Annotated in this window: 11 protein-coding genes and 1 riboswitch; of the genes, 6 read left to right on the top strand and 5 right to left on the bottom strand. The window is 47.2% G+C overall.

All coding sequences use genetic code 11. The features are described 5' to 3' along the window. Nucleotides 1-30 precede the first annotated feature (30 nt). Nucleotides 31-759 carry an MBL fold metallo-hydrolase gene (locus tag ACV3PA_RS05180; protein ID WP_053454281.1) on the top strand — a complete coding sequence of 243 codons (729 nt, stop codon included), beginning with the start codon at nucleotides 31-33 and terminating at the stop codon, nucleotides 757-759. A gap of 69 nt (nucleotides 760-828) precedes the next feature. Here ACV3PA_RS05180 and ACV3PA_RS05175 read toward each other — a convergent pair whose 3' ends face one another. Further along, nucleotides 829-2,439 carry an alpha-glucosidase gene (locus ACV3PA_RS05175; protein ID WP_053454282.1) on the bottom strand — a complete coding sequence of 537 codons (1,611 nt, stop codon included), beginning with the start codon at nucleotides 2,437-2,439 and terminating at the stop codon, nucleotides 829-831. A 149-nt stretch (nucleotides 2,440-2,588) separates the two neighbouring features. On the opposite strand from ACV3PA_RS05175, the gene ACV3PA_RS05170 reads away from it, so the two are divergent. The 4 genes from ACV3PA_RS05170 to ACV3PA_RS05155 all read left to right on the top strand — a co-directional run bounded on the left by ACV3PA_RS05170 (nucleotide 2,589) and on the right by ACV3PA_RS05155 (nucleotide 6,539). Then, entirely contained in the window at nucleotides 2,589-3,776 is a 1,188-nt protein-coding gene (locus tag ACV3PA_RS05170; RefSeq protein WP_053454283.1) for an aminotransferase class I/II-fold pyridoxal phosphate-dependent enzyme, read from the top strand. Between the two features lie 62 nt (nucleotides 3,777-3,838). Next, a riboswitch (SAM riboswitch) is annotated at nucleotides 3,839-3,943 on the top strand. 84 nt (nucleotides 3,944-4,027) lie between these two features. After that, entirely contained in the window at nucleotides 4,028-5,041 is a 1,014-nt protein-coding gene (locus tag ACV3PA_RS05165; protein WP_053454284.1) for a methionine ABC transporter ATP-binding protein, read from the top strand. Next, nucleotides 5,031-5,696 carry a methionine ABC transporter permease gene (locus ACV3PA_RS05160; RefSeq protein WP_053454285.1) on the top strand — a complete coding sequence of 222 codons (666 nt, stop codon included), beginning with the start codon at nucleotides 5,031-5,033 and terminating at the stop codon, nucleotides 5,694-5,696. The genes ACV3PA_RS05165 and ACV3PA_RS05160 overlap by 11 nt, the downstream gene beginning before the upstream one ends. Before the next feature lie 27 nt (nucleotides 5,697-5,723). Next, entirely contained in the window at nucleotides 5,724-6,539 is an 816-nt protein-coding gene (locus ACV3PA_RS05155; protein ID WP_053454286.1) for a MetQ/NlpA family ABC transporter substrate-binding protein, read from the top strand. Between the two features lie 55 nt (nucleotides 6,540-6,594). On the opposite strand, the gene ACV3PA_RS05150 is transcribed toward ACV3PA_RS05155, so the two are convergent. Together ACV3PA_RS05150 and ACV3PA_RS05145 are read right to left on the bottom strand one after the other, a co-directional pair. Continuing rightward, nucleotides 6,595-7,092: a GNAT family N-acetyltransferase gene (locus ACV3PA_RS05150; protein ID WP_053454287.1), complete on the bottom strand. Its 498-nt coding sequence runs from the start codon at nucleotides 7,090-7,092 to the stop codon at nucleotides 6,595-6,597. Between the two features lie 87 nt (nucleotides 7,093-7,179). After that, a complete protein-coding gene (locus ACV3PA_RS05145; protein WP_053454288.1) occupies nucleotides 7,180-8,058 on the bottom strand; it encodes a CAP domain-containing protein in 879 nt (292 codons plus the stop codon). Between the two features lie 348 nt (nucleotides 8,059-8,406). On the opposite strand from ACV3PA_RS05145, the gene ACV3PA_RS05140 reads away from it, so the two are divergent. Continuing rightward, entirely contained in the window at nucleotides 8,407-8,763 is a 357-nt protein-coding gene (locus ACV3PA_RS05140; RefSeq protein ID WP_053454289.1) for a hypothetical protein, read from the top strand. Nucleotides 8,764-8,788: 25 nt separating this feature from the next. Here the strand turns inward: ACV3PA_RS05140 and ACV3PA_RS05135 are convergent, their stop codons facing one another. Both ACV3PA_RS05135 and ACV3PA_RS05130 read right to left on the bottom strand, forming a co-directional pair. Beyond that, nucleotides 8,789-11,536, bottom strand: a complete 2,748-nt coding sequence (locus ACV3PA_RS05135; RefSeq protein ID WP_456125781.1) for a chitobiase/beta-hexosaminidase C-terminal domain-containing protein — start codon at nucleotides 11,534-11,536, stop codon at nucleotides 8,789-8,791. Between the two features lie 129 nt (nucleotides 11,537-11,665). Continuing rightward, nucleotides 11,666-11,845, bottom strand: a complete 180-nt coding sequence (locus ACV3PA_RS05130) for a DUF2188 domain-containing protein (RefSeq protein WP_456125780.1) — start codon at nucleotides 11,843-11,845, stop codon at nucleotides 11,666-11,668. Nucleotides 11,846-11,909: the final 64 nt, after the last annotated feature.

The raw sequence follows: 11,909 nt of genomic DNA, 5'->3' as shown, positions 1-11,909 counted from the left end.
CCTATCCTAACTTTTCAAGGAGTGAAGCCAATGCGTGTCACGAAGATCGAACGTTTACATCAACTGCAGACGACCCCATCCTTTTTTCCGGTCAACTGCTACCTCTTTGAAGAAGCAGACAGTTTGACATTGATTGATGCAGGTCTCGGTATCAACGCAAAGGCCCTCTATCACTATATTCGAAAGCAAGAAAAACCGCTCGGTGCAATCATCCTGACTCACGCACATGCTGATCATGTTGGATCGCTCGATTTCCTCGCAAACGCCTTTCCACTCGCTGAAGTCTCTATTAGTTACCGCGATGCTGCCCTGCTCAGTGGAGATGAGACGCTACGAGAAGGTGAAACGACACCACTAAAAGGCGGTATTCCGAAGAACATCAAGACACGTCCGGACCGATTGCTTGAAAGTGGTCAACAAATCGGTAGTCTCAGTGTTATTGCTTCACCAGGTCATACGCCGGGTTCCATCTCGCTTTGGCATGAAGGTAGCCGGACATTAGTTGCTGGAGATGCCTTTCAAACGCAAGGAGGTCTGGCGGTCTCCGGAGATGTGCGTTGGCAATTTCCGTTCCCGGCACTTGCAACATGGGATCCGGACGTTGCACTCCGTTCCGCTGATCAATTAACGGAACTGTCTCCAGATATTCTTGCTGTCGGACATGGTCCACTCTTTCTTGGACCGAGTTACGAAATGCGTCAAGCCGTCGATCGGTTCACCCAAGTATTACAGTCAAAAAAATCATCGCCATTCAAGTAAATGGCTTACACTAAAACATCCGCGAACGTGTTATTGACACGTTCGCGGATGTTTTAGTGTTCAAAGGATTCACCTCTGTTCTGTAACAGTGTATTGATAAATCCGTGCCTCATAGGGACGTAGTTTATTTGGAGCATCTGGATAGTTCGATACTAACAATTTTTTCTCCGGTAAGACGAAAGCGGTCTCCATCGGTTCATCATGAACATTGAGGACGATGCGCCATACCTCTCCGTCTAATTCCCGCTCATAAATATAGAGATACGGATCATGGAGTGCTAAGTCTCGATATGTGCCATAGACCATGATCGGATGATTCTTTCGCATCTGAATCAGCGCTCGATAAAAAGCAAGCACGGACGATGGATCCGCTTCTGCTTGCGCGACATTGATGTCCGTATAATTGGGGTTGACCGCTAACCAAGGCTTCCCATTCGTAAATCCTGCTGCATGTGTACCATCCCACTGCATCGGTGTGCGGGAGTTGTCACGCGCAAGTAACTGCATCGAAGAAAGTACGACCTCTGGGTCCTCTCCGCCAGCAACACGCTCCTCGTAGCGATTTCGAAAGGCGACGTCTTGATAGAGCGACGGATCGGAGAAACGAATCCCTGTCATTCCAATCTCCTCTCCCTGGTACACATATGGAATGCCTGGTAACGTATGCAGCATTAAACCGAGTAATTTCGCACTTTCAACGCGGTATCGTTCACTGCCGAATCGCGTCACTTGTCGCGTATGATCATGGTTGTTGAGAAACTGTGAATTAACACCTAATGGGTATAATACGTCGTACCAGCGTTTTTGAACTTCCTTGAATCGCAAAAGATCCATCGACTCCATATCATCTGCGACTTCGAAGTGAAACAGCGTCCGGAGTTCTTCGCGTTCTTCACTGACATATAACAGACCATCTTCTGGACCAACGAACGGAATCTCACCGACCGTGAACAAGTCTTTCCCGGCAAGAACGTTCGCGTGCATCTCTTGTAGAAAATCATGTACACCAGGTTGATTGCCTAAGTACGATAGATCGAATGGATTCGTCACATCTTCGAGTGTCCGCTTCTTAATCAAATTGATGACGTCCATCCGGAAGCCGTCGATGCCTTGAGCAATCCACCAGTTCATCATGTCGTAAATCGCTTGCCTCACAGCCGGATGTTCCCAGTTCAAGTCAGGTTGCTCTTTCGCAAAGGAATGAAAATAGTATTGTCCGCGCTCTTCACTCCACGTCCAGGGACTCTGTGCAAAGTACGAGCGCCAGTTGTTTGGTGGCATGTCTTTCGTTCCATCTTTCCAGATATACCAGTCTTCCTTATCATTGATTCGGTCGCGCGACTGGCGGAACCAGTCGTGCTGGTTACTCGTGTGATTAACGACTAGATCCAAAATGATCTTTAGTCCACGCGCATGTGCCACTGCAATTAATTCCTGTAGATCCCCCATCGTCCCTGCTTTTTCCATGATCTCGTAATAGTCTGCGATATCATAGCCATTATCGACGTCCGGAGAACGGTAACAAGGATTCAACCAGACGACATCGACACCGAGTGACGCGATATAATCAAGCTTATCGATGACACCTCGTAAATCACCGATACCATCTCCGTTCGAATCCTTAAAACTACGCCAGTAGACTTGATAGACGACCGCCTCTTTCCAGTTAGCTCGCTTCATCTCTTCACTCCTCTCCCTATTCTTTATTCCCGCTCCACTTATCTGTACCTGTATATCAGATAATTTTTTTGAATTTCGAAAAAGTTCTTTTCTTTTGACTGAATATTCGTTATCCTTGACGACAATACCACGAAGGAGGCACACATCTTATGAAACATTTCGCTCCATCCATCGCCATTGACCGGCTTCCTGCTCCCGTCTTCGCTGAACTTGCGAATCGGATTGGTGCTGTGAAAGCTGCCGGACACGATGTCATCACACTCGGTCAAGGAACACCCGATCAAACGACGCCCGTACATATTCTCGACGCTTTGAAACAGGCGATCGATGAGCCAACGAACCTTCAATATCCACCGTTTCGTGGACATGATTTTCTAAAACAAGCTGTCGCGCGATTTTACGCAAGCGAATTTGGTGTCACGATCGATCCGGCAACGGAAGTCGCGATTCTTCTCGGTAGTAAGGCAGGAATCGTCGCCTTACCGCAAACGATCGTTAACCCTGGGGAAGGTGTCATCGTTCCGGATCCCGGATACCCGGATTACCTGTCTGGTGCTGCACTTGCCGGTGCATACCCGATCACCTTACCGTTGCTTGAGAAAAACGACTTCTTACCGGATTATGATTTGCTCGATACGACAGACGTTGAGCGTGCCCGGATGTTGTTCCTCAACTATCCGAGTAATCCAACTGGCGCCACGGCAACAGCGGAAGCCTTCGAACAAACGGTCGCTTTCGCGGATGCGAACGATATTTGTGTCGTCCATGACTTAGCATACGGCGGTATCAGCTTCGATGGTCCGACCCGAAGTTTCTTGCAAACAGAAGGCGCAAAAGACGTCGGCATCGAGCTATTTTCGCTCTCAAAACGCTTTAATATGTCCGGCTTCCGGATTGCCTTCGCAATCGGAAATCCGTCTGTCATCTCAAGCATCGAGACGTACCAAGAACATCTCTACGTCAGTGCATTCACACCGATTCAACATGCGGCGACCGTTGCCTTAACGAGCGAACAGACATGCGTCCGCGAGTTAAGTAATCTGTATGAAACTCGCCGCGATGCGTTGTTCGCAAAACTCGATGAAATTGGATGGAGTGGACCACGTCCAGGCGGTTCATTCTTCGTTTGGCTTCCGGTGCCTGAAGGATACACATCCCAAAGCTTCACCGATCACCTGCTTGACGAAGCGCACGTTGCCGTAACCCCGGGATCGTTCTTCGGTGAATACGGAGAAGGTTATGTCCGAATTAGCTTGATTGCTGATGTCGAACGGTTGGAGGAAGCCATTGACCGAATCGGAACGCTCAACCTGTTCCGGACGCCTGTTGCGGAATAATTCTGAAAAAACATTTGACAGATGGGAATCATTTCCGTTAGAGTAAATCCCAACAGCATAACTACTTATCGAGAGCGACCGAGGGATTAGGCCCAACGACGTCCGGCAACCACCTATTAGGAACGGTGCCACATCCTACAGAATGGATTCATTCTGAGAGATAAGTTACGAAATCTTACACTTTCGTCGCTTTTTTCTGGTTGCTCTGCTACTAGGAAAAAGCGACTTTTTTTGTATGAGGAGATGAGCGGATGATTGAATTCAAACACATTACAAAACGGTTCGTCCGAGACCGGACCCCGATTTTTGCATTACGGGATGTCGATTTGACGATTCAAAAAGGAGAGATCTTCGGCATCATCGGTGAATCCGGTGCCGGTAAGAGTACGTTGCTTCGCCTGATCAACGGACTCGAGCATCCAACACAAGGAACGATCAAGGTCGACGGTGTCTCGCTCGGTGGGATGTCTAAAGCGGACTTGCGCCAACTACGACTGCGGACCGGAATGATCTTTCAACACTTCCAATTGATTCAATCACGTAACGTCGCGGATAACATCGCTTTTGCACTCAAGTCAGCTGGTGTGAAACGCGCCGATTTCCCAGAACGGATTCGTGAGCTCGTTTCGCTTGTCGGACTCGAAGGATTTGAAACGAATTTCCCGAGTCAGCTGAGCGGTGGGCAGAAACAGCGCGTCGGGATTGCCCGGGCACTCGCGAACAATCCGACCGTCCTGTTATGTGACGAAGCGACATCTGCCCTTGACCCGGTCACGACGCTGCAGATTTTGGATTTGTTGAAAGATTTGAATGAACGACTCGGTCTAACGATCGTTCTTATCACCCATGAGATCGATGTCGTCAAACAGATTTGCCACCGCGTCGCCGTCATGTCGCAAGGAGAAGTCGTCGAAGTCGCTTCGACCTATGACTTGTTCAGTCAAGCCAAACATCCGGTCACACAACATTACGTCGATACGGCACTACAGATTGAACTGCCGGAACGCATCTTGCAAGCGACACCCGGAAAAATCATCCGTTTACAGTTCACAGGTGAGAAAACTGGTGAGAGTACACTATCAGAAGCCATTCGGCGTTACGATATCTCGGTCAGTATCTTGCACGGGAAGGTCGACTACATTCAAGACGTCGCCTTTGGTGTTCTGATCGTCAGTTTGACGGGATCATCCGACCAAATCGCCCCTGCCCTTGACTGGCTCGCAACTGAACTTCATGCACTCGAGGTGATTCAGGATGTGGCTTGAACGTATTCAAATGATGTTACCCGAGCTCCTGAAAGCACTCGGTGAGACGGCATGGATGGTCGGAATTTCTCTTACATTCGCATTGGTTGTCGGGATTCCGCTCGGGATTATTTTGTTCGTCACCGATCGTGGTCTGTTCTTTCAAAACGTTGCTATCCGACGTGTCCTTGACTTCGTCGTCAACATCGTCCGGTCATTGCCGTTCATCATCTTGCTGGTTGCCCTTATTCCTTTAACGAAACTGTTACTCGATAATACGATTGGTCCGACGGCCGCGTCCGTCAGCCTCAGTGTCGCAGCAATTCCGTTTCTCGCACGACTCGTCGAAACGTCACTGCGTGAGATTCCACCTGGTTTGATCGAAGCCGCTGAAGCCTGTGGCGCAAAACCGTTACGGATCATCGTCAGCGTTCTCTTACCGGAAGCACTCCCAGGGATTATTCAAGGCATCACCCTGACAACGATCAGCCTGATCGGCTTCTCGGCGATGGCTGGCAATGTCGGTGGTGGAGGTGTCGGTGACCTCGCGATCCGATTCGGTTACTATCGCTACGATAATGTCATCATGATCGTCACGATCGTTGTCCTCATCGTCATCGTTCAAAGCATTCAAGCACTTGGCAATCAACTGGCGCGAAAAACAGATAAACGCTAATCATACATACAAAGGGAGAGTGGAATCATGAAAAAACGATATGCCTTTTTAGCCACAGCCTTACTCGGTGCAGGAGTCCTCGCAGGATGCGGAGACAGCAGTGCGGACGAAAAAGACAAGACAATCAAGATTGGCGCGACGAGCGGTCCGTATAGCGACATGGTCAAACAAGCGATTCAGCCGCAACTCGAAAAGAAAGGCTACAAAGTCGAAATCGTCGAGTTCAGTGATTATATCCAACCGAACATCGCACTCGGTAGCGGTAATATCGACGCCAACTTGTTCCAACACTCGATCTATCTCAAGACATTTTCTAAAGAAAAGAACCTCGACTTAAAAGGCTTGATCACTGTTCCGACGGCACCGATGGGACTGTACAGTAAGACAGTGAAGACCCTCGAAGATGTCAAGACGGGCGCTGAAGTCGCAACGCCGAACGATCCGACGAACCAAGCACGTGCGTTGAACTTACTTGCGGAACAAGGCTGGATTGAACTAAAGCCGGACACTGATCCATTGACGGTTTCTGAAAAGGATATCGTCAAGAATCCGAAAAAACTCGTCATTAAACCACTCGAGGCAGCGCAACTACCACGCGCCATCGAGAGTGTCGATATCTCAGCTGTTCCGGGGAACTTCGCACTTGCTGCGAAATTCGACTTACTCGATGCGTTAGCGCTTGAGACGATGGACGAACAGTACCGTAACCTTGTTGCTGTCCAAACGAAAGATGCAGACGCACAAGTCGCAAAAGACTTGAAAGCCGCTGTTGAATCGGACGCTTTCAATACAGTCATCGAAAAATCATTCAAAGGCTTCAGTAAGCCTGAATGGGCGAACTAATCAAAAAACATCCGGATGTTAGAGAGACGACCTCTCTACAACCTGGATGTTTTTATTAGAATCGATACCACATCAGTTCTTCGTCATGATACATATCTCCGATTTTCAGTGCCCGTGGTTCGATCGCGTATGATTCAAAACCGAGCGATTGATACAACGCTTTAGCAGCTTCATTCGTCTGGACGACCGAAAGATGGACTTGCTCGATTAAAGGATGCTCTTTTAATATCTGTAGGGCTTCTTGTACGAGTCGTCGTCCAATCTGCTGTTTTCGGACGCGTGGCGTGACGTACATCGCAAACAGATTCGCTCGATGTCGCACCTTGACCGGCTCTAGGCAGACGATGGTGACGACACCAACGAGTTCTCCTTCATGAAAGGCACCGAACGTCGATGCCTGTTCGCTTTCAAGACGAGTTGCGTACTGTTCGACCGGTCGATCCTTTTCTGCTTCGTAATCCGAACCGAATGCCTCCGGATGGTTTCGTAAGGCTTCTAACCGCAGTACTTTATAAAGAGCTGCATCTTCTGCACTTAATTGACGTATTTCCATCATTTCCACCTCCTGCTTTTAATATAGAATAAACCAACTCATGAAAAAGAGGACGACATCATTACATGTCGTCCTCTTTTTACGTATTTAAGGTCTCCGGAAATTGATCGTAAAGTATGGCGCATTACTTCGAAACGCCACACCGACATCTGCTTGCTTATACTCTTTTTTCAAAATGTTATCCCGGTGCCCTTTTGAATTCATTAAACCCCAGTGTGATGCGAAAACATTCGGATATCCCATTGATAAATTTTCACCAGCATAGCTGAACGTAATACCTTCACGCTTCATCCGGTCAAACGGATCACGTCCTTGCGGATCCGTATGCGAGAAGAAGTTATTCTTCGCCATGTTTTCGCTATGTCCGCGTGTCACTGGCTTTAATGCCGTGTACGGAGCTAATGGATTCAGCTGATAGTCAGCCCGTTCCCAGTTCATCAAACGAAGCATCAGTTTTTCATCTGTCGTTCGTAACGTATTCGAAGCGGTGCCGTAGAACCCTTTTTTCTTCGCTTCGACGTCTTTTGGAATCGAAAGCGTCGCTTTGACCTTATTGCCGTCATGCTGATCAAAGAAGTATGTCACGTAATTGCCCTTCTTCTCATAAACAGCTGCATGATCTAAATTCAACATATAATTCGTATTCCCTTTACGATAGGACTTCACTGCGGTCCAGCCCTTTTTCTTTAAAGACGATTCCGTATCTTTATTCAAGATCGCACCTTGCGTCGTTATACCGTTTTTAAACCGGTACTTCCCGTATTCTTTCCCGTCTTTCGTCAACGATACGAATTCTTCGCTGGACGTCCGCCTGACTTCCCAGTCATAACCTGGATATTCACTGCTATATCGATCAATCAGCTTGCCACCGCTTTTAGGATAATCGGCTTCTGCCTGTTCCATTGGAATGTTCTCGTAACCGAAAAAAGCTACTGCTGCTACTCCGATGATCAACCATTTTTTCATGTCTTCGTTTCGCCTCCTTTAATCATTACCTTTATTTTAAAAGAAAATGATTCTTTCGAACAGCCATTGGCTCTTAATTGTCTAAATCACATCTTGTGTCCACAAATTCGACACATTTCATGATAACGTTCCCACATTAGTAAAATGCTTTAGTGAAGAGGATTCTTAAAAGCATTTAGTACATATACTAAACCATCTTTCCCTTTTCTTAAAATGTGTGAACATTCTTTTATTTCGTCATTTGAGATTTTTGATTGCTCTCGGAATTCCTACTCGGTATCATTAGAACTCGTAAGCCAAACTTTCAATGCTTTTCCAAATAACATAATGAAATGAAGGAGTTGACCTATGGTTTTACTGTATTTCATTTATGAGTCCATCGCCTTTTTACCAATTCAGCAATACTTATTTTCTGGATGGATGATTCTCGTAGCTTTGACCGTATCGTTTAGTTTAGCTAATGCGCACGAAGATGTCCGACTGAATCAACGCCTCGGTTTCGAATTACTCGTTCCCGGTTCTGGAATGTTACTTTCTAAAAAATTCATTCCCGGTCTTGCCATCATTCTATTTTTGATCCTGATCCATTTCACGTATATGTTCCGCGTTATTCCTCTTCCTATCGCTTTAATCTCAACTCTCTCGATTAGTATGCTTTCTCTTTTCTCACTTTTTGTACCGTCACGCAAAAAAGCGGACCATTAAGTCCGCTTTTCATCATTTCGTCCGATTACTGATATTTTTTCGTTTCTTTTAATTGGCACAGATTAACAAGCTCTAACCAAATCGTTTTACCTTTTTTCGTCTTCACTTGAATGTATGGTCGATCTTGCGATACACGTAGTGCGAGTAACTCACCTTGTTGTTCTCCAGTCGTTCCGCTCGCTTTTAACCAATGACGGCCAAGTTTCCATTCGAGGAAAATATGTTTTCCTTTTTGAACAGCACGCCACTTTCCGTTTTCTGCGATTCCTTTGACTGGTACGACCGTTTCTGCACCTTGAATCGAGATGATCGCCGGATCATGATCACTCGCGCTACCGTCTGCTTCCATATACTCCGAGTTGATATTGACGATATCAGAAGACGTGTATCGTTTTAAGTTATTTGAGATCAAGATGTGGTCAAGTACTTGCGCATTTCCGTTGTAGACATAAGAGTAACGCTCCGATTCCGGAAGATCATCGACCGTATTCCACAGATTCTTTCCTTTTAGGATATCCAACGTTTCTGAGAACTGGAAGTCGTTCAAATCGCCAAGGACAACGACGTTTGAGCCTTTGACTTCTGTCTTTAATTCAGAGACAAATCCTTGGACGATATTCGCGATTGCGTGACGCTGGACTTCACTCTTACGTACAACTGGTTGGTTTTTACCGAAGTCAGCTCCGTCGCCACCTTTTGAGTTGAAGTGGTTGACGATGACATGGTACGAATCACCGTTAAAGAGGAATTCTGCGACGAGGGGTTTCCGCGAACTTGCGAAGTTCGGATCCGTCGGCTGAATGCGACCTGGGTTTTTCGTCAGCTTACCGTTTTCAACCGCAACGGCTTCCGTCGCGCCACCCTTTTCACCTGGCGCGAGTGAGACCCGCGCTGGATTGTAAAGGAATCCGACACGGATGTTTCCGCCTGGCTGTCCGCCATCCTTCTTATCTTCAGGTGCGATGTCCGTATAGGCATACCGAACGCCTGTTTTCGCTTCGATTGCTGCGATTAATGTCTCGAATGATTTCGATGCATCGACTGTTCCGCTGTCCGTTGCACCATCGTTATCCTGCATCTCCGTCAAACCGACGATGTCTGGTGTTTTCAGGAATGTTGCGATTCCTTCTGATACACGATCGACTTTCCCAGCATCCGCTGTTGATGCAAAGTTCTCGACGTTGTACGAAGCGACTGTTAAACGTGATTCACCCGTTTTGATGTTCGTTGGTTGACGATCTGCTTCACGCGCAACGAGTGGCGGAAGGTCAGCCGCTTTTGCAAGTACTTTATAAGCTGAATAGTTGTAGCTCATGACACCTTCGATTGTTCCGTTGAATGTATCACCAGCTTTCGCACGGTACGACGAGCTTCCCATCTCAACGAAAAGACGTTCTGGGTTGACGTTGTCTTTCGTCAGAATCGGTGTTCCTCGTTTCGTGTAGACCTTATCTGCTGTCTGCGTTCGTACTGGAATCGTTCGGTTCGCCTGTGGGCCTGTGACGATCGCGTTTGGTAATGCGACACGCATACCTTCTAAGCTTTCATACAAATCGATCGCATCTTCTTTTGGATCAAACTGAGCGAAAGAATCATTGTCGACGACTTGAGTCGGAATCAAGACGCCTTTATCACCAAGGACGATACTCGCCGGTAATCCTTCGTTGAGCGCTCCCTTAACGAGATTGACTGTGCTGATTTCAGTGACGGCAAGATCCGTATCGGCTTTATCGCTGTAACCGCCAAGTAACCACTCTTTGACGTATCCTGTCGTCGCGACCTGTTGTCCAACGGCAGCACCATGATTTTTTGCATAGACGAGAATCCCTTCCGATGTCCGGCTGTCGTTATCTGGATTCGGATCTTGCATATAGAAGTTGTTTGCATCGACGACATACGTGACGACACCTGTCGTCCGGACGAGTTGATCTGCATAAGGAGACGTATGCGCAACACCTTGAATGTTACTGATTTTCGTGATCGGCGGTGCGATATAATACTTGAACGTCGAAACAGCGGACGTTTTACCATCCTTGACGGCAACTGCTTGGATCGTCACTTCGTCATTAATCGTGATCGGTGAAGAGTAAACCGGACTCTCGACAGTTGGTGTTGAGCCATCAATCGTATAATGAATCGTTCCTTCGCCTGACAATGTCACTTGATCCCCACGTTCGACTTCACCGACTGGAGAAGCCGTTGGTGCTGCAAGAATGTCTCCCGCTTCTGTCTGATGACTGCCGAGATTCGTCAAGGTATCAACAGGGAAGCTTGTCCACTGCGACGGCTCGTACGTCTTAGCACCAGACGTGATGCCTGAGTTACGGACGAGTGTCGTATCTTTTGCGAAATCCGTTGATGAACCGATTGGTCCGATGATATCAAGGACGACGTCACCCTTTTTCAATGCGATCGGATCATTCCCATTGAAGTTCAATGATCCTGTCGTCAATTGTGCTTTTGCTTTGATATCTGCATTCGCACTCGAGTTCGCGATGACGAACGTCTTGCCAGGATCGACTTTCCCCGATAGTGTAATTTTCGCTTCCGTTGGTCCACCGTTCGTATATTGAACGAGATTATAGTCTGCTAAGTCAATGATTTGCCCCGACCCATTGTATAGCTCGATTGCCTTATTATTGCTTGTTCCTTCTATGTACTCAGACAAGATGACGCCTTCGCCTTCTGCCCCGACTAGACCCGCTTGTGGAAGGATTCCTGCTGTCAATACTCCGGCCAATGCCCACTTTCCAAACGTACTGCCGTATTTCATGATGAGACCCCCTATTGAATTTTCTGACACTTCTTTATAATATCAGATTATATTCTCAAGAGTGTATATTTTTCGTAAAAAAAGATACCATCCTTCGTAAATGAAAGAAATGGTATCGCTTACAACTTTTTATTGTTCGTCTTTGTGACTTTCGTACCACTTTTCGGCTTGCGACGTCGCAATCGGAATTGCTTGCCCTTCCTCATACCCTTCTTCTAGTAAAGCGTTCGCGATCTCGATCGCTTTTTTTCGAAGTGGCAGATCGAAGTTCTTGAACGAATCCGGATAGTCGTTTTCATTCCATGGCATGTTGTCCCCCCCTCTTTCAGCTTTACCCGAAAAAAGGCACAAAAAAAACGCCTCATCAGCGTGT

The sequence above is a fragment of the Exiguobacterium sp. EA-TM-5 genome (assembly GCF_053878415.1).
Note: the sequence above shows the minus strand (reverse complement) of the source record. Positions and strands in the feature narration are given on the sequence as shown.

What these genes read in the sequence shown, in the direction of transcription:
- ACV3PA_RS05180 (WP_053454281.1), top strand. Translation starts at nt 31, where the DNA reads ATGCGTGTCACGAAGATCGAACGTTTACATCAACTGCAGACGACCCCA.
- ACV3PA_RS05175 (WP_053454282.1), bottom strand. Translation starts at nt 2,439, where the DNA reads ATGAAGCGAGCTAACTGGAAAGAGGCGGTCGTCTATCAAGTCTACTGG.
- ACV3PA_RS05170 (WP_053454283.1), top strand. Translation starts at nt 2,589, where the DNA reads ATGAAACATTTCGCTCCATCCATCGCCATTGACCGGCTTCCTGCTCCC.
- ACV3PA_RS05165 (WP_053454284.1), top strand. Translation starts at nt 4,028, where the DNA reads ATGATTGAATTCAAACACATTACAAAACGGTTCGTCCGAGACCGGACC.
- ACV3PA_RS05160 (WP_053454285.1), top strand. Translation starts at nt 5,031, where the DNA reads ATGTGGCTTGAACGTATTCAAATGATGTTACCCGAGCTCCTGAAAGCA.
- ACV3PA_RS05155 (WP_053454286.1), top strand. Translation starts at nt 5,724, where the DNA reads ATGAAAAAACGATATGCCTTTTTAGCCACAGCCTTACTCGGTGCAGGA.
- ACV3PA_RS05150 (WP_053454287.1), bottom strand. Translation starts at nt 7,092, where the DNA reads ATGGAAATACGTCAATTAAGTGCAGAAGATGCAGCTCTTTATAAAGTA.
- ACV3PA_RS05145 (WP_053454288.1), bottom strand. Translation starts at nt 8,058, where the DNA reads ATGAAAAAATGGTTGATCATCGGAGTAGCAGCAGTAGCTTTTTTCGGT.
- ACV3PA_RS05140 (WP_053454289.1), top strand. Translation starts at nt 8,407, where the DNA reads ATGGTTTTACTGTATTTCATTTATGAGTCCATCGCCTTTTTACCAATT.
- ACV3PA_RS05135 (WP_456125781.1), bottom strand. Translation starts at nt 11,536, where the DNA reads ATGAAATACGGCAGTACGTTTGGAAAGTGGGCATTGGCCGGAGTATTG.
- ACV3PA_RS05130 (WP_456125780.1), bottom strand. Translation starts at nt 11,845, where the DNA reads ATGCCATGGAATGAAAACGACTATCCGGATTCGTTCAAGAACTTCGAT.